This is a genomic window from Rathayibacter sp. AY1G1 (assembly GCF_002932095.1).
In the GTDB taxonomy this organism is placed as follows: Bacteria; Actinomycetota; Actinomycetes; order Actinomycetales; family Microbacteriaceae; genus Rathayibacter.
The window spans coordinates 36,413-53,450 of sequence record NZ_PSUZ01000011.1 but is presented as its reverse complement, the minus strand read 5'-3'; the positions used below and the strand labels follow the sequence as shown (position 1 = coordinate 53,450).

Genomic DNA, 17,038 nt, shown 5'->3' with positions numbered 1-17,038 from the left:
GGTACTACTTTAGCAAACTCTCCGCGAACGCAAAATCGGGCGCGCACTCAGTAGCCGGAGCCCGGGTCGACGCGGCCGACGAACGGCCCGCCGGCGGCACAGGCGGCCACGTTGGCGCGCACGCGCTCGGCCAGGAGCGGCGCGGTGATCTCGGGGGTGTCCGCGCTGTGGGGCGTGATCAGGCACCGGGGCTCGCTCCAGAGCGGATGCCCGTCCGGCAGCGGCTCGGGGTCCGTCACGTCGAGCGCGGCGCCCGCGAGACGGCCTTCGGCGAGGGCCGCGACGAGCGCGTCCGTGTCGACGAGGCTCCCCCGGGCGACGTTGACGAGCACGGCGTGGGCGGGGAGCCGCGCGAGCAGACCCGCGTCGACCATCCGCTCCGTGCCCGCGGTGGCGGCGGCGGCAAGGACCAGCACGTCGGCGTCCGCCGCGGCCTCGGCGAGCCGCGACGCCGGCAGGGTGCGGGCCGCGCCCTCCACCGGCTCGTCTCCGCGGCGGACGATCGTCACCCGGCAGTCGAAGACGGCGAGCAGCCGCAGGAGCTCGCGAGCGATCCCTCCTGCTCCGACGATCACCACGGAGGCGCGGTGCAGCGTGACCGCCTTCTTCGGCCCCCACGACGCGGCGCGCGCCCGCTCCGGCAGCGAGCGCAGGAGGGCGAGCACCAGCGCGAGCGCGTGCTCCGCCACCGGCTCCGCGTAGGCGCCCTTGGCGCTGGTCCAGACCACGTCCGCGCGAGACGCGGCGAGCACGGGCGCGAAGACGTCGACGCCGGCCCAGGGCAGCTGCACCCAGCGGATCGACGGGTGCTCCTCCAGCACAGCGGCCAGCTCGTCCGTGCGGCCGTAGGACAGCCAGAGCAGCGCGTCCGGACTCCCGTCGAGTCCGACGACCACTCCCCCGCCCGACTCGACCGCCTCGGCGAACACCGGTTTCGGCCGCGGGAGCACCGCGACGCGCGGGACGGTCACTGGTCGGCCGCCTCGACGCGCTGCGCTCGGGAGGCGTCGAAGCGCTCGTACTCGGCGAAGGCCGCTCCGAGCTCGCGCACGTAGGGGTGCCGGGCCTCGATCAGAACCTCCAGCAGCGGCCCGTACGCGACGACCTCGCCGCCGACCAGCACTGCGATCCGGTCGGTCGCCCGGCTCAGCACATCGATGTCGTGGCTGACCACGACGGCCGCGAATCCCTCCCGGCGCCGCAGATCGGCGAGGAGGTCGACGATCGACTCGCGCACTGTCGCGTCGATGCCCGAGGTCGGCTCGTCGGCGATCAGCACCTTCGGCCCGAGCACGAGCGAGCGGGCCACGGCCACGCGCTGGCGCTGGCCGCTGGAGAGCTCGTAGGGGTAGCGGTCGAGCAGGAACAGCGGCAGGTGCACGGAGTCGAGCAGCGTCGCCACCCGCACCGCCGCGGCCTTCGGGTCGTAGTGGCGGTCGCGGAGGAAGATCGGCTCGGCGATCAGCTCCGAGACGGTCAGCTCGGGGCGGAGGGCCGCACCGGCGTCCTGCGCGAGATGCGCGACGTCGACGGTGAAGCGCTTGAGCTCGCGGGCGGGGAGCGAGCGGAGGCGGTGCCCCGCGACCGTCGCGTCCCCTCCGATGATCACCGGGCGCGTGCGGCCGCCGTCGTGCCCCAGGCCGTCGCCGCCGAGCACGCGCGCGAGCGTGGACTTGCCCGAGCCGCTGCCGCCGAGGATCCCGAGCACCTCCCCCGGCTCCACGCGGAGGCTCACTCCCCGCAGTGCCGTCCACCGGCGGCTGATGCCGCGTGGCGGGTACTCGACGCTGAGGTCGTCGACGACGATGGGGGCCTGATCCTCGGCGGTCCGGCTCACGCCCGGCGCTCCGCCTCGACGATGCTGCGCAGGAGATCGCGCCTCGAGGCCTGCTCGACCGGGTCGGGCACGGGCAGGGAGGCGAGCAGGCGCTGCGTGTAGGGGTGCTTCGGCGCAGCGAGCACCTCCGCCCCCGTCCCCTCCTCGACCAGCTCGCCGCGGTAGAGCACCGCGATGCGGTCGGCGAGCAGGTCGACCACGGCGAGGTCGTGGCTGATGAACAGGGAGGCGAAGCCGAACTCGCGCTGCAGCTCGGCGAACAGCTCGAGCACGCGGGCCTGCACCGACACGTCGAGCGCCGAGGTGGGCTCGTCGGCGATCAGCAGCTTCGGCTCGAGGGCCAGGGCCCGGGCGAGGCTGGCGCGCTGGCGCTGGCCGCCGGAGAGCTCGTGCGGGTAGCGGTCGCCGTAGGAGCGGGGCAGCTGCACCGCCTCCAGGAGCTCGTCGACGCGCGAGCGCGCCCCGGCGGCGTCGCCGGCCCGTCCGTGCACGATCAGCGGCTCGGCCACGCACTCCGCGATGGTGAGCAGCGGGTTGAAGCTCGACGCCGGGTCCTGGAACACGAAGCCGATGTCGCCGCGGACCGGCCGGAAGGCGCGCTCGCGGATGCCGCGCATCTCCTTGCCGAGGACCTTCAGCGACCCGCCGGTCACCGGCGTCAGGCCCGCGATGGCACGCCCGATGGTGGTCTTGCCCGAGCCGCTCTCGCCGACGAGGCCGAGCACCTCGCCCGCGCGGATGCGCAGCGAGACGCCGTCGACCGCGACGAAGCCGGGACGGCCGAGCCGGCCGGGGTACTGGATCCGCAGGCCCTCGGCGGCGACGAGCGTCTCGGCCTCGGGGGCCTCGGCGCGCTCGACGGCGCGGACGCGGGCGCGCTCGACGCCCTGGCCCACGTGCGGGACGGCGGCGAGGAGCTTCCTCGTGTACTCGGCCTTCGGCGCCGAGAACAGCTCGGAGACCGTCGCCTCCTCGACCAGCTCGCCCTGGTACATCACGGCGACGCGGTCGGCCAGATCGGCGACGACGCCCATGTTGTGGGTGATCAGCACGATCGAGGTGCCGAACTCGTCGCGGCACCGGCGGAGCAGGTCGAGGATCTCGGCCTGCACGGTCACGTCGAGCGCGGTGGTCGGCTCGTCCGCGACGATCAGGCCGGGATCCAGGACCAGGGCCATCGCGATGACGACGCGCTGCTTCTGGCCGCCCGAGAACTGGTGCGGGTAGTAGTCGACCCGCTTCTCCGGCTCCGGGATGCCGACGGTGCGGAGGACGTCGATCGCGCGCTTGCGCGCCTCCTTCTTCGAGACGGAGCCGTGGGCGCGCAGTCCCTCCGCGATCTGCCAGCCCACCGTGAAGACCGGGTTGAGTGCGGTGCCCGGCTCCTGGAAGACCATGGCGACGTCGGTGCCGCGCAGCTCCCGGAGGCGGGCCTTCGGCACGGAGACGACGTCGGTCGCCGCGCTGCCGTCCTTCTTCGAGAGCAGGACCACTCCGGAGGCGGTGGCCGTCTCGGGCAGGAGGCCGAGGATGGTCTTCGCGGTCACGGTCTTGCCGCTGCCGGACTCGCCGACGATCGCCAGGACCTCGCCGCGCTCGACGCGCAGGCTCACCCCGGCGACGGCGCGGACGGCGCCGCGGTCGCTCGCGAAGGCGACCTCGAGGTCGGTGATGTCCACGATCGGACGCGCTGAGGCGTCCCGGACGATGCGCTGGTCGCTCATCGCGTCTCCTCCACTCCGGCGACGGGGTCGTGCCCCGGCGTCTCCAGGCCGTCGGCGGCGAGGACGCCGCCCGGCACGACGGACGTCGCGGCGACGTCGCCGGCACCGGCGGCCACCGCGCGCCGACCGCGCAGGCGCGGGTCGGCGAGGTCGTTCAGGCTCTCGCCCACGAGGGTGATGCCCAGCACCACGAGCACGATCGCCAGGCCCGGGAAGACCGAGGTCCACCAGATGCCGCTCGTGACGTCCGACAGCGCCTTGTTGAGGTCGTAGCCCCACTCCGCGGCCGACGTCGGCTCGATGCCGAAGCCGAGGAAGCCCAGGCCGGCGAGGGTCAGGATCGCCTCGGAGGAGTTCAGTGTGAAGATCAGCGGCAGCGTGCGCGTCGCGTTCCGCAGGACGTGGCGGAACATGATCCGCGGCGTCGACGCTCCGATGACCTTCGCCGACTCGACGAAGGCGTCGCCCTTGATCCGCACTGTCTCGGCCCGGATCACGCGGAAGTACTGCGGGATGTAGACCACGGTGATCGAGACCGCCGCGGCGAAGATGCCGGCCCAGAGGTTCGACTGCCCGCCGGAGATGACGATCGACATCACGATCGCCAGCAGCAGGGTCGGGAACGCGTAGATCGCGTCGCAGATCACGACGAGCACGCGGTCGAGCCAGCCGCCGAGGTAGCCGGAGACGAGGCCGAGGAAGACGCCGAGGAAGATCGACAGGACCACGGCGACGACGATCACGAGGAACGCGGTCTGCGCTCCCCAGATCACTCGCGAGAGGACGTCGTAGCCGCCCACGGTGGTGCCGAGCAGGTGCTCCGCGCTCGGCGGCTCCTGCGCGCCGAACGACTCGCCGCCCGAGCGCAGCTGCGAGTAGCCGTAGGGCGCGATGAGGGGCGCGAACAGGGCCACCAGCAGGAACGCGCCGGTGATGATCAGGCCGGTGACGAGCATCCCCCGCTGGAGGCCGACGCTCTGCCGGAGCTGGTGGACGACCGGCACGCGGTCGACGAGGCGGCGGCGCGGACGCGCCGGGGAGGTGGTGCTCATGCTCAGTACCTCACTCGCGGGTCGATGAGCGCCGCGATGACGTCGACGATGAAGTTGGTCAGCGCCACGATGACGGCGAGCAGGGCGACGATGCCCTGCACGGCCACGAAGTCGCGGGCCTGGAGGTACTCGGCGAGCTGGAAGCCGAGGCCCTTCCACTCGAAGGTGGTCTCGGTGAGGACGGCGCCGCCGAGCAGCAGGGCGATCTGCAGGCCGATCACGGTGATGATCGGGATGAGCGCCGGCCGGTAGGCGTGGGTGCGGACGAGCCGGAACTCGCTGACGCCGCGCGAGCGCGCCGCGTCCACGTAATCGGTGCCGAGCGTGCCGATCACGTTGGTGCGCACCAGGCGCAGGAAGATGCCCGCGGTGAGCAGGCCCAGTGCGACGGCGGGGAGCACCGCGTGAGAGAGCACGTCCGAGATCGCGGCCGGGTCGCCGGTCTGGATCGCGTCGATCAGGTAGATGCCGGTCTTGTTCTCGAGGAACTGGAGCGAGAGCTCGGTGCTCGTCGAGGCGCGCCCGGCGACGGGGAACCACTTCAGCCAGACGGAGAACACCAGCTTCAGCAGCAGGCCCGCGAAGAACACCGGAGTCGCGTAGCAGAGGATCGCGAAGATGCGCAGCACCGCGTCGGGGGTGCGGTCGCGGTGGTAGGCGGCGAGCATCCCGAGCGGGATGCCGACCAGGAACGCCACGATCAGGGCGTAGAAGGCGAGCTCGACCGTCGCGGCGCCGTAGGTGAGGAGCACCTCGGTCACGGGGCGGTTGTCGCTCAGAGTGGTGCCGAAGTCGCCGGTCAGCAGCTTGCCGAGGTACTCGAGGTACTGCACGATCAGCGGCCGGTCGTAGCCGGCGGCGGCCACACGCTCGGCGAGCTGGTCCGCGGTCAGGCGGCCGCCGAGGGCCGCCGTGATCGGGTCGCCCGTGGAGCGCATGAGGAGGAACACCAGCGTCACGAGGATGAAGACGGTGGGGATGATGAGCAGGAAGCGGACGAGCAGGTAGCGCCCGAGTCCGCCCCCGGAGCCGCGCGGTCGCCGGGTGGGCGCCGTCGCCGCAGCCGTCGTGGCTGTCGTCACGTGATGCCTTTCGTGGAGAACGGCCGGCGCCTCCTGTCGGGGAGGCGCCGGCCGCGAGGGGGTGGATCAGCCCTTGCTGAGTGCCGCGTAGCGGAACTTGAACGAGGCGTCGAGGGTGTCCTCGGCTCCGCTCACGGTGCTGCCGACGACCGCGACCTGCGAGCCCTGCAGGTAGGGGACGGTCGAGAGCTGCGCCGCGACCTTCTCCTGGATCTGCTCGATCAGCGCGGTGCGCGCGTCGGCGTCGGTGGTCGAGACCTGCTGTGCGATCAGGCTCTGCACCTCGGCGTCGTCGAAGTGGTTCGCGAGGAAGTTCTCCTTGATGAAGAACGGCGAGAGGTAGTTGTCGGCGTCGGAGTAGTCGGGGAACCAGCCGAGCTGGTAGGCCGGGTAGACGTCGCTCGAGCGGTCCTTCGAGTACTGCACCCACTCCGTGGTCTGCAGGTTCACGGTGAAGAGGCCGGTCGACTCCAGCTGGTCCTTGATCAGCGCGTACTCGTCGCCCGAGGACGGACCGTAGTGGTCGTTCGAGTACTGCAGGTTCAGGGTGACCGGAGCGGTGACGCCGGCGGCCTCGAGGGTCGCCTTCGCCTTGTCGGCGTCGGGCGCGCCGTTGCCGTCGCCGTAGAGCGACTTGAGCGGCTCGACCGCGCCGGTCAGGCCTGCGGGGACGTAGGAGTAGAGGGGGGTGTAGGTGCCCTTGTAGACCTGGTCGGCGATCTCGTCGCGGTCGATCAGGTCGGCGACGGCCTGGCGCACGGCGAGGGCCTTTGCGCTGTCGGCCTCACCGGTGGTCGCGCCGAAGGGCTGGGTGTCGAAGTTGAAGACGATGTAGCGGATCTCGCCGCCGGGGCCGTCCACGACCTTGACCGTGTCGTTGCCGCGGAGGTCGTCGATGTCCGTCGCCGAGAGGCTGCGGAACGCGACGTCGATGTTCCCCTCCTGGATGTCCAGCTTGAGGTTGGACGAGTCCGCGTAGTACTTGACGTTGACGGTGTCCGTCTTCGCCTCGCCGAGAACGCCCTGGTAGTCCGGGTACGCCTTGTACTGGATGAGGTTGTTCACGTCGTAGTTCGCGATCGTGTACTGGCCGGCGAAGGCGTCGCCCGAGACGATGTCGGCGTCCGCGGTCAGCTCGTCGGCCGAGAAGACCTCCTCGTCCACGATCGGGCCGGCGGGGCTCGAGAGGATCTGCGGGAAGGTCTGGTCGTTCTCGGACTTCAGCGTGAAGACCACGGTCGTGTCGTCCGGAGCCGCGACGCTGTCGAGGTTCGCCAGGAGCGAGGAGGGGCCGTTCTCGGCCGCGATGCCGACCTGGCGGTCGAAGGAGAACTTCACGTCGGAGGAGGTGAGGTCGTGGCCGTTGGCCCACTTCAGTCCCTCCTTCAGCTTCACGGTGTACTCCGTGGGAGCGGTGAACTCCGCCGACTCGGCGATGTCGGGCTCGACGTCCGGGCTGCCGTAGGGGGTGTTCATCAGGAACGGGAACACCTGGTTCATCACGGCGAACGAGCCGTTGTCGTAGGAGCCCGCGGGGTCGAGCGTCGTGATCTTGTCGGTGGTGCCGATGGTCAGGGCCCCTCCGGCGCTGCCGCCGGACGAGTCGTTCCCGCCGGCGGCGCAGCCCGTCAGCACGAGCGCGACCGCGGCGAAGCCTGCGGCGGCGGCCAGTGCACGGGTGCCGCGAGTGGATGCGGAATTCATCTCCGTCTGCCTCTTCCTGTCAAGGATGGGATGCGGGCGCGCTCCGGGCGCGCGGACTCTCGGCACACAGATCTCCTGTGGGCTGTGGCGTCACGACACTGGACGCCCGCATTGCTGTTCCTCATGGGTAACACAGTTGGAAGCGCTCTCCGAACCGGCACGGGCGTGCGGCCGATTTCTTCACACGACCGCAACACGCTCACTCCGTGCGCAGCGCCCGCTTCTCGCGCTCGAGCTCGACCAGTCGCACCTGCACCGCGCGCGCCATCACCGGATCGGCGGACGCGCGCTGGAGCGCCCCGCGCAGCTCGGCGATTTCGCGGAGCAGGTCGCGCTCGATGAGCGAGATCGCCACGTCGCGGGAGTAGCGGGCGAGCCCCTCCTCGTCGGCGGCCGGGATCGGCGCCACCGCGAGCTGGCGCACCAGCGAGGCGAAGGGGCCGGGGACGTCGTCGGCGACGTGCTCGACCCAGTCGCGGTCCTCCGCCCGCTCGAGGTTCGCGACCACGGCGTCGCGGACCACGCGGAGGGTCTCGTTGGTGACCGCCGCGTGCGCCGCCCGGGCCAGGAGCTCCGGACCCATCGCCTGCGGAAGCTGGAGCATCGCCATCAGCGCCTCGCGCTCGATGCGCGTGACGACGTCGACGGGGAGGTCGGCGATGCGCGCGCCGAGGGGCGCCTCGGCCGCGGACGATTCGCCGCCGCCCCGCCCGCCCTGCTGGTCGCGGCCCTCGGGTCCGGAGGAGCGGGGCCGGGATCCGGCGGAGCGCACGGCGGAGTTGACCTCGGCCATGTCCAGGCCGAGCATCCGGGCGAGCTCGCGGGAGTAGCCGGGCCGCAGCGCCGGGTCGCGGATCTCGGCGACGACCGGGGCGGCCGCGCGCAGGGCCGCGATCCGGCCCTCGACCGTCTCGAGGTCGTAGCGGTCCAGCAGCTGCCTGATAACGAACTCGAACATCGGCTTCTTGTCGTCGATGAGGCGGCGGACGGCGTCGTCTCCGCGGTTCAGGCGGAGGTCGCAGGGGTCCAGGCCCACGGGCGCGACGGCGACGAAGGTCTGCGCGGCGAAGCGGTGCTCCTCCTGGAACGCGCGCATCGCCGCCTTCTGGCCCGCCGCGTCGGGGTCGAAGGTGAAGACGACCTCGCCGACGCCGCTGTCGTCGCCCAGCACCCGGCGCAGCACCTTGATGTGGTCGACGCCGAAGGAGGTGCCGCAGGTGGCGACCGCGGTGGTGACGCCGGCGAGGTGGCAGGCCATGACGTCCGTGTAGCCCTCGACGACGACCACCCGGTGCCCGCGGGAGATGTCCCGCTTGGCGAGGTCGAGCCCGTAGAGCACCTGGGACTTGTGGTAGACGGGCGTCTCGGGGGTGTTGAGGTACTTGGGGCCCTTGTCCTCCTCGAGGAGGCGGCGGGCGCCGAAGCCGACGGTCTGGCCGGTCACGTCGCGGATCGGCCAGACGAGGCGGCCGCGGAAGCGGTCGTAGACGCCGCCGCGGTTGTTGCTGCTGACCAGGCCGGCCGTGGTCAGCTCCTCTTCCGAGAAGCCGCGGCGCTTGAGCGCGGTCGTGAGCCCGTCCCAGCCGTCGGGTGCGAAGCCGACGCCGAAGCGGTCGGCGGCGGCGCGGTCGAAGCCCCGCTCGCCGAGGAAGCGCCGACCGACGTCGGCGCCCGGGGTCGCGAGCTGCTCGCGGAAGTACTCCTCCGCGGCGTCGTTCGCGGCGAGGAGGCGCGCTCGCCCGCCGGTCTCGGGCGCGCGGCCGTCGCCGTCCTCGTACTGCAGCGGGAAGCCGATCCGCCCGGCGAGGCGCTCGACGGTCTCGCTGAACGAGCTGTGGTCCATCTTCATGACGAAGCTGTAGACGTCGCCCGACTCCTGGCAGCCGAAGCAGTGGTAGAAGCCGGCCTGCGGGCGGACGTGGAAGCTGGGGCTGCGCTCGTCGTGGAAGGGGCAGAGGCCCTTCAGCGAGCCGATGCCGGCCGACTTCAGCGTGACGTACTCGCCGATCACGTCGCCGATGTTCACCCGCGCCTTGACCTCCTCGACATCTGACTGTCGGATCCGAGGCATGGGGTCCATCGTATCGGCCGCCGGGGCCGCCGAGCCGGGGTGGGGAGAACTGCACCAGGGCGGCGCGGATCACCCCGGAGACCTGTGATTGGCCCCGCACCCCGAGATCAGGGTCATCCCTGATCCGCACCCGCCCGCCGTCTCCGAGAATCGACCCATGCCCCCTGCCGCCTCCCGCCCGCCTCTCCTGCGTGCTCTGCTCGTCGCCCTGCTCGGCGGTCTCGTCCTGGGCGGGCTCACCAGCCTGCTGCAGGGCTCCCTCCCGCCGTCGGTGAGCTCGTTCGCCAACTCCTCCGGGGGCTGGTCCATGCTCGTGTTCGCGCTCGTGCGCCTCGGCGGCGCCCGACCGGCAGCGGGGGCCGCGCTCGGCCTGCTGAGCTTCTGGGCGCTTCTCGAGGGCTACGACCTGGTGACCGCGGCGCGCGGCTTCGGCTACTCGCCTCCCTTCACGGACGTCTTCTGGCTGCTCGCCGTCCCCGCCGGGCCGATCCTGGGGGCCGCCGCCGCACTCACCCTCCACGGCTCGAGGACGTGGCGCGTCCTGGCCGTCGCGCCGCTCTCGGGCGTGCTGATCGGCGAGGGCGTCTGGGCGCTGGGCGCGGTCGCCGACACCACGAGTCCGGTGTACTGGTGGCTCCAGATCGTCCTGGGCGCGGGCTTCCTCGTCCTGGCCGTCGTGCAGAGGAGGCCGCGCGCACTCGTCTCGCTCGCGGCGCTCGGCGTCACCGCGGCGGCCGCCGTCGCCTTCTTCGTCGTCTACTCCGCGCTGTGAACCGTTCGAGAGGGTCGTCGCGGACCCTCCGCGCACTCGCGGGTTCCGCCCTCCTCCTGGCCCTCGCAGGGTGCACCACCACGGCGGACACCCCGGTCGCGCCGCCGTCGTCCGCCTCGGTGCCGTCGTCGGTGTCCTCCGCCACCCCTCCTCCGATCGACGTCTCCGCCGAGCTGGCCGCGCTCGAGAACGAGTTCGACGCCCGGATCGGCGTCAGCGCCGTCGACACCGGCTCGGGCCGCCGGGTCCATCACCGGGCCGACGAGCGCTTCGGCTTCGCCTCGAGCCTCAAAGCCCTCGCCGCAGCGGAGTTCCTGCGCACCGTCCCCGCCGCCGAGCGGGACGAGGTGGTCACCTGGACCGTCGCCGACGTCGAGGCGGCGGGCTACTCCCCCGTCACGGAGGAGAGCACCGCCACCGGCCTGCCGCTGTCGCAGCTCGCCGAGGCGGCCGTCCGCCGGAGCGACAACACAGCTCTAAACCTCGTGCTCCGGCGCCTCGGCGGACCCTCCGCCCTCGACCGAGGACTGGAGGCTCTCGGCGACACCACCACCGAGGTGGTGAACGAGGAGCCCGCGCTGAACACGATCGAGCCCGGCAGCACCGAGGACACCACCACCCCGGCCGCGTTCACGGCGGACCTCGCCGCGGTCGCCACAGGTGACGTGCTGTCCGCGGAGGACCGGGCGCTCCTGCTCGACTGGATGAGCGGCAACGCGACCGGCGACACTCTCGTCCGGGCGGGCGCTCCGGCCGGCTGGAGCGTCGCGGACAAGTCCGGGGGCGCCGGCGGGATCCGCAACGACGTCGCCGTGGTGACGCCTCCCAGGCGGGACGCGGTCGTGCTGTCGATCCTCTCGACGCGCAACGACCCCGAGGCGGACTACGACGACGCGCTGGTCGCCCGCGCCGCGGCCGTCGTGCTGGGAGCCCTGCGGTAGCGTCCGCCCGGCGTCAGCAGTGCCGGTTCACGTAGCCCGGTGCGCCACGGGGGACGACGTCGCGGTCGCGGAGGGTGACCGAGATGCTCCGGCCCTGCGCGGCGCAGGCCTCGGAGTAGGCGGACCGGCCGTTGTCGGTGTACTCGATCTCGTAGACCTGGCGCCCGTAGACGTCCGTGTACGCCGCGCACTCGTCGTAGACCTGGCACTCCTCGACGACGGCGAAGTCGAAGCCGACCGTCCTCTTCCCGGCAGCGGCGAGATCGGCTCCGTTCTTCTGGCCGATCGCCAGGCCGGAGCGGTGAGCGCGCGCCGTCAGGAGGGTGGCGAACGCCAGCGCCTGCGACTTCGTCAGCCTCCCGCCCGAGCGGGTGTAGCTGTCCAGATTGTCGGCCTCGACGGCGTCGAAGCCGTCCTCGGCGCATCCGTCGATCCAGGCGCCGACGATCGCGAGCAGAGCGGTCCGCTTCGCGGAGGTCGAGACGTCGAAGAGGTACTCGTCCGGCCAGCCCGGATCGGCGAGGGGCTTCCCGTCCGCTCGCCTCACCAGGAGCTCGGGGTGCCGCTTCGCGAAGGCGGCGCTCTCGCCGGGCTGGGTCTGGAAGGCGTTCACGTAGCAGATGCTGTAGCGGCCGGCGGCGGGCGCGTCCGTGCGGTCGCGGTCGACGATGGTGACGCTCGACGCCAGAGCGTAGGCGCCTCCCAGCTGGTAGTCGAGGACGCCGTTCGCGGGAGGGAGCAGCGGTGCCGCCGAGGCCGCGGCGGGCTGGACCAGCAGCAGCCCCGCGACGACCAGGGCGAGGAGGCCGAGACGCGGCCGACGCAGTCTCATCCGGGAGCTCCCGGCGTGCGCCCTGCGGCTCGCACGCCCGTGGCCGCCGGCAGCGCGCCGAGTGCGAGCTCGCCGATCACCGCGATGCGGTCCGCCGGTGCTCCGTCGCGGGCCTGCGTCGACATCCCGCTGAGCACGGCGACGACGAAGGCGGCGACGGATCCGGAGTCCGTCTCCGGCGGCACGTCGCCCTCCTCGATCCCGCGCTCGACCCGGGCAGCGACGAGCGCCTCCATCTCGCGGCGACGGGCCTCGAGCCGCGGCTCGCTCAGCACGAAGCAGCCGGCAGGAGTGCCGGGCGCGGAGTACCCCTCCGCACTGACTCGGACGACGGCGGCGACGGCCTCGCGCGCCGTCGGCCGGTGCGAGTACAGCATCGGCTTGCTCATCCCCGACCGTGCCGCGATGCGGTCGACCCGCGCTCCCGCCAGCCCGTGCGCCGCGAACTCCTCCGTCGCCGCCTCGAGGATCCGCTGCCGTGTCCGCTCCGCTCCCACGCCCCCACCGTACCCGCCGCCCCGCGCCCCTCCGCGCCTCGCGGTGCGGTGCCCTCCCCGCCCTCCGAGCCGACCGGCCGACCTGCACACCAGCACATCGCCTCAGACGACGCACCCGGCTCCCTGGAACCCACCACCCCGACAAGCCGACCGCGGTGACGCCTGGCGGTGACGGGCGTGCCCCCGGCACCGCCGAACGGCCGATCCGCGTGCCAGCGGATCGCCCTAGGCGGACGCACCCCGCATTACGAAACGCACCACCCCGACAAGCCGACCGCGGTGACGCCCGGCGGTGACCGGCGTGCCCCCGGCACCGCCGAACGGCCGATCCGCGTGCCAGCGGATCGCCCTAGGCGGACGCACCCCGCTCCCTGGAACGCACCACCCCGCGAAGCCGACCGCGCCACGCCGGGCAGGGACCGGCGTGGAATCGAGCACCGCCGACCGCGCCGAGCCGGGCAGAGACCGGCGTGCCACCGGCACCGCCGAACGGCCGATCCGCGTGCCAGCGGATCGCCCTAGGCGGACGCACCCCGCTCCACGAACCGCACCACCCCGAGAAGCCGACCGCGCCACGCCGGGCGAGGACCGGCGTGCAATCGAGCACCGCCGAACGGACGATCCGCGTAACAGCGGATCGCCTCAGGCGGACGCACCCCGCTCCCTGGAACGCACCACCTCGACAAGCCGACCGCGGTGACGCCGAGCAGGGACCGGCGGCACAGCTGAGCCGGGCGCCGCCCGGCTCAGCGCATCAGCACAGCCTCTCGAACCAGGCGAGGGCGCTCTGGTCGGTGAGGTTGGCGACCTGGTCGACGACGACGCGGCGGCGGGCGTCGTCGTCGGGGGCGGCGTGCCAGTCCTCGGCGAAGCCGGGCTCGAGGGTTCCCGGGCCGCGGTCGAGGAGGGTGTCGGCGAGGCGGGTGAGGACTTCGCGCTGCTGGGCGTAGATGGGCTGGCGGGTGTTCCGCGACATCACGAACGTCGCGACGATCCCCTTGAGCACGGCGATCTCGGCCTGCTGCTCGCGGGGGACGACGACGTGGCCGCCGAAGCGGACGAGGTCGGGGTGCTGGTACGCCTCGCGGGTGGCCTCGGTGGCGGCGGCGGCGAAGCGGCCGATGAGCTGGCTGGTGAGGTTCTTGAGCCGGGCCTGGTCGCGGCGGGAGCCGTCCCAGGAGGAGACCCACACGTCGAGCGAGTCGAGACGGTCGAAGGCGGCGACGAGCTCGTCGTGTCCGACCTCCCCGCCGACCCAGGAGTGCATCGACTGCACGAGGTCCTCGTGGTCGGCGCGGGAGCCGAGTGCTTCGACGTCGATGTAGCCGGAGACCACCGCGTCCTCGAAGTCGTGCACGGAGTACGCGATGTCGTCCGAGAGGTCCATCACCTCGGCCTCGATGCAGCGCACCCCCTCGGGGGCGCCCTCGCGCATCCAGGCGAACGCGGGAGCGTCGTCGGCGTAGAACCCGAACTTGGCGCGCCCCGACGGGTCCGCGACCGAGCGCGTGTCGGGCCAGGGGTACTTGCAGCTCGCGTCGATGCTGGCGCGGGTGAGGTTCAGCCCGTAGGGGCGGGCGTCGTCGCCGAACACCTTCGGCTCGAGCCGCGTGAGCAGCCGGAAGGTCTGCGCGTTGCCTTCGAAGCCGCCGATCCCCTCGGCCCAGGTGTTGAGCGCGCGCTCGCCGTTGTGCCCGAACGGCGGATGCCCGATGTCGTGCGCGAGGCAGGCCGTGTCGACGACGTCGGGGTCGAGGTCGAGGCTCGTGGCGAGCTCCCGGCCGATCTGCGCCACCTCGAGCGAGTGGGTCAGGCGGTTGCGCGCGAAGTCGACGCCCGCCGTGGGGCTGAGCACCTGGGTCTTCGCGGCCAGGCGGCGGAGCGCGCTGGAGTGGAAGAGCCGGGCGCGGTCGCGGGCGAAGTCGGAGCGGCGGGTCGAGTGGTCCTCCGGCAGGAATCGCTCGGTGTCGACGAGCGAGTACCCCCAGAGCGCGCGGTCATCCACCGCTGTTGTGGATCTCGGCGGCCGAGACCGCGTCGCGCTGCCCGGCGTCGAGCTCGCGGGACTCGAGCCAGCGGTCCGGGAGGGAGGGGACCTTGGGCGAGCCGGCGCGGCCCCGCTGCCCCTCGGCCGCCTCGCCCGGATAGGGCTGCGTCCAGTCGAGCGTCGCCAGGAGCTCGTCGAGCTGCGCGAGCGACTCGACGGTGGCCAGGCGAGCGCGCAGGTCGCCGCCGACGGCGTAGCCCTTGAAGTACCAGGCGACGTGCTTGCGGATGTCGCGGCAGCCGCGCTCCTCGCTCTCGAAGAAGTCGACGAGCAGCTCCGCGTGGCGGCGGAACGCCTCGGCGACCTGTCCGAGCGAAGGGCGGAACCGCTCGTCGGAGCCGGCGAACGCGGCGGCGAGGTCGCCGAAGAGCCAGGGGCGCCCGAGGCAGCCGCGACCGACGACGACTCCGTCGCAGCCCGTCTCGGCCATCATCCGCAGCGCGTCCTCGGCCGACCAGATGTCGCCGTTGCCCAGCACGGGCACGCTCGTGACCGTCTCCTTGAGCATGGCGATCGCCGACCAGTCGGCGTGCCCGCTGTAGAACTCGGAGGCGGTGCGCGCGTGCAGCGCGATCGACGCGACCCCGGCGCCCTCGGCGGCACGGGCGGCCTCGAGGTAGGTGAGGTGGTCCGGGTCGATGCCCTTGCGCATCTTGACGGTGAGCGGGACGTCGCCGGCGGCCTTCACGGCGCCCTCGACGATCTGCCGGAACAGCGGGAGCTTCCACGGCAGGGCCGCTCCCCCGCCCTTCCGGGTGACCTTGGGCACGGGGCAGCCGAAGTTGAGGTCGATGTGGTCGGCCCGGTCCTCGGCGACGAGCATGGTGACCGCTTCGGCGACGGTGACCGGGTCCACTCCGTAGAGCTGGATCGAGCGCACCGACTCGCTGGGGTGGTGGCGGATGAGGCGCATCGATTCCGGCGTGCGCTCGACGAGCGCGCGGGAGGTGATCATCTCGCTCACGTAGAGGCCGTTGCCGAACTCGCGGCAGAGGCGGCGGAACGCCGTGTTGGTGATGCCCGCCATGGGGGCGAGCACCACCGGCGCGTCGAGTTCGAGGGGGCCGATCCGGAGCGCCGGCGCGGTGCGCGCGGGCGGGGCGGCCGTGAGAGTGGAGGACATCGGTATCGATTCTCCCAGATCCTGTGTTGGGGAAGGCGGAGTGACGAGCGGAGAGGTGGAGAGATGAACGGGAGCACACCTGTGGAGGACGGTTCGCAGCGGCTGGAGGCGGACGCGTCCGCCCGCGGCCTTGCGGTCGAGATCGTGGAGAGGCCCGCTGCCGGCAGCCTGCACGAGGCGGCCGCGCTGCTCGGCATCGAGCCCGGCGACATCGTGAAGTCGCTCGTGGTGAAGCGCCACGACGGCGGCTACCTGTTCGCCCTGGTCCCCGGCGGGCGGCAGATCGCGTGGCCGAAGCTGCGCGCGGTGGTCGGAGTGAACAAGCTCCGCCTCCCGGACGAGACGGCCGCCCTCGAGGCGACCGGCTACCGGCGCGGCACCATCACCCCGATCGGGTCCACGACGGCCTGGCCGGTCTACGCCGACGAGCGGATCCTCGGCCGCCGCGTCGCGATGGGAGCCGGCGCCGACGGGCGCAGCGCCTTCGTCGACGCGGACGCCCTCGTGGCCGCCTACGGCGCGACCGTCGCCGACATCACCGTGGAGGAGCCTCCGCGGTGATCGGCGGCACCTCGGCCTGCGCTTCCGCGGCCTGCGGCACGGCGCAGACGCCGTCCTCGCACAGCGGCCCGCCGGAGTCGCCGAGCATCTCGAACGGCCCGCTCACGCGACGGCCGCCCGCTGCTCCAGCACGTGCTCGAGGACCTCGGTGAACGCCGCCGGCTCCTGGGCGCCGGAGACGCCGAAGCGCCCGTCGAGGACGAAGAACGGCACCCCCGAGATCCCGTACTCGCGGGCCTGCGCGATGTCGGACTGCACCCGCCCGAGGTAGCGCCGGTCCTCGAGAGCGCGGCGCGTCTCCGCCGGGTCGAGCCCGACCTCGCCGGCGAGCGAGGCGAGCACCTCCGGATCGGCCAGGTCGCGGCCCTCGACGAAGTACGCGCTCAGGAGACGCTCGACGAGCTCGAGCTGCAGTCCGTTCTCCTTGGCGTGGTGGAGCGCCTGGTGGGCGGTGACCGTCTTGACGTGGCGCACCGACTCGAAGTGGTAGTCGAGGCCGACGCCCGCCGCGACCGCCGTGACGGAGTCGAGCATCTGCTGCGCCTGCGCCTCCGGGATGCCCTTGTGCTCGGCGAGGAACGCTGCCTCTCCCCCGCGGTAGTCCTCCGGCGTGTCCGGCGAGAGCTCGAAGCTGCGGTACTCCACGACGACCTCCGGAGCCTCGGGGTGCGCGGCGCGGAAGGCCTCGAGCCCGCGCTCGAACCGGCGCTTCCCGATGTAGCACCAGGGGCAGGCGATGTCGGACCAGACGTCGACGGACAGGGGGCTCGGCTCAGCACTCACCCCCAGGACAAC

15 protein-coding genes are annotated in these 17,038 nt (G+C 72.6%); 3 read left to right on the top strand and 12 right to left on the bottom strand.

The annotated features are described in order from the left end of the window. Positions 1–47 precede the first annotated feature (47 nt). From C5C36_RS07835 to dnaG, 7 genes are all read right to left on the bottom strand, one after another. A complete protein-coding gene (locus C5C36_RS07835) occupies positions 48–971 on the bottom strand; it encodes an NAD(P)-dependent oxidoreductase (protein WP_258064092.1) in 924 nt (307 codons plus the stop codon). Continuing rightward, positions 968–1,837 (bottom strand): ATP-binding cassette domain-containing protein, encoded by an 870-nt coding sequence (locus C5C36_RS07830; protein WP_258060485.1) that lies wholly within the window; start codon positions 1,835–1,837, stop codon positions 968–970. The genes C5C36_RS07835 and C5C36_RS07830 overlap by 4 nt, the downstream gene beginning before the upstream one ends. Then, a complete protein-coding gene (locus C5C36_RS07825; RefSeq protein ID WP_104309528.1) occupies positions 1,834–3,561 on the bottom strand; it encodes an ABC transporter ATP-binding protein in 1,728 nt (575 codons plus the stop codon). The genes C5C36_RS07830 and C5C36_RS07825 overlap by 4 nt, the downstream gene beginning before the upstream one ends. Continuing rightward, the gene (locus C5C36_RS07820; protein ID WP_104309527.1) at positions 3,558–4,613 is read right to left on the bottom strand and encodes an ABC transporter permease; all 1,056 of its coding nucleotides are present in this window, start codon (positions 4,611–4,613) and stop codon (positions 3,558–3,560) included. The genes C5C36_RS07825 and C5C36_RS07820 overlap by 4 nt, the downstream gene beginning before the upstream one ends. Positions 4,614–4,615: 2 nt before the next feature. Further along, positions 4,616–5,695 carry an ABC transporter permease gene (locus C5C36_RS07815; RefSeq protein ID WP_104223444.1) on the bottom strand — a complete coding sequence of 360 codons (1,080 nt, stop codon included), beginning with the start codon at positions 5,693–5,695 and terminating at the stop codon, positions 4,616–4,618. A 66-nt stretch (positions 5,696–5,761) separates the two neighbouring features. Then, a complete protein-coding gene (locus tag C5C36_RS07810) occupies positions 5,762–7,399 on the bottom strand; it encodes an ABC transporter substrate-binding protein (protein WP_104223443.1) in 1,638 nt (545 codons plus the stop codon). Positions 7,400–7,598: 199 nt separating this feature from the next. Next, complete coding sequence (gene dnaG, locus C5C36_RS07805) at positions 7,599–9,470, bottom strand: DNA primase (protein WP_104309526.1); 1,872 nt, start codon at positions 9,468–9,470, stop codon at positions 7,599–7,601. A gap of 157 nt (positions 9,471–9,627) precedes the next feature. Here dnaG and C5C36_RS07800 point away from each other — a divergent pair, with 157 nt between their 5' ends. Both C5C36_RS07800 and bla read left to right on the top strand, forming a co-directional pair. Continuing rightward, entirely contained in the window at positions 9,628–10,242 is a 615-nt protein-coding gene (locus C5C36_RS07800; protein WP_181069140.1) for a DUF6518 family protein, read from the top strand. Further along, positions 10,239–11,183 carry a class A beta-lactamase gene (gene bla / locus C5C36_RS07795; protein ID WP_104297517.1) on the top strand — a complete coding sequence of 315 codons (945 nt, stop codon included), beginning with the start codon at positions 10,239–10,241 and terminating at the stop codon, positions 11,181–11,183. Before C5C36_RS07800 ends, bla begins: the two co-directional genes overlap by 4 nt. A 13-nt stretch (positions 11,184–11,196) precedes the next feature. Here the strand turns inward: bla and C5C36_RS07790 are convergent, their stop codons facing one another. The 4 genes from C5C36_RS07790 to dusB form a co-directional block, all read right to left on the bottom strand. Continuing rightward, the gene (locus C5C36_RS07790) at positions 11,197–12,015 is read right to left on the bottom strand and encodes an endo alpha-1,4 polygalactosaminidase (protein ID WP_104309525.1); all 819 of its coding nucleotides are present in this window, start codon (positions 12,013–12,015) and stop codon (positions 11,197–11,199) included. Next, positions 12,012–12,512, bottom strand: a complete 501-nt coding sequence (locus tag C5C36_RS18015) for a helix-turn-helix domain-containing protein (RefSeq protein ID WP_181069138.1) — start codon at positions 12,510–12,512, stop codon at positions 12,012–12,014. The genes C5C36_RS07790 and C5C36_RS18015 overlap by 4 nt, the downstream gene beginning before the upstream one ends. A 754-nt stretch (positions 12,513–13,266) precedes the next feature. Continuing rightward, complete coding sequence (locus C5C36_RS07780) at positions 13,267–14,517, bottom strand: deoxyguanosinetriphosphate triphosphohydrolase (protein ID WP_104223438.1); 1,251 nt, start codon at positions 14,515–14,517, stop codon at positions 13,267–13,269. Next, positions 14,510–15,682: a tRNA dihydrouridine synthase DusB gene (gene dusB / locus C5C36_RS07775; RefSeq protein WP_104247508.1), complete on the bottom strand. Its 1,173-nt coding sequence runs from the start codon at positions 15,680–15,682 to the stop codon at positions 14,510–14,512. The genes C5C36_RS07780 and dusB overlap by 8 nt, the downstream gene beginning before the upstream one ends. 63 nt (positions 15,683–15,745) lie before the next feature. On the opposite strand from dusB, the gene C5C36_RS07770 reads away from it, so the two are divergent. Then, entirely contained in the window at positions 15,746–16,243 is a 498-nt protein-coding gene (locus C5C36_RS07770; protein WP_104223436.1) for an aminoacyl-tRNA deacylase, read from the top strand. A gap of 102 nt (positions 16,244–16,345) precedes the next feature. On the opposite strand, the gene C5C36_RS07765 is transcribed toward C5C36_RS07770, so the two are convergent. Then, positions 16,346–17,026 (bottom strand): DsbA family protein, encoded by a 681-nt coding sequence (locus C5C36_RS07765; protein ID WP_104234453.1) that lies wholly within the window; start codon positions 17,024–17,026, stop codon positions 16,346–16,348. Positions 17,027–17,038: the final 12 nt, after the last annotated feature.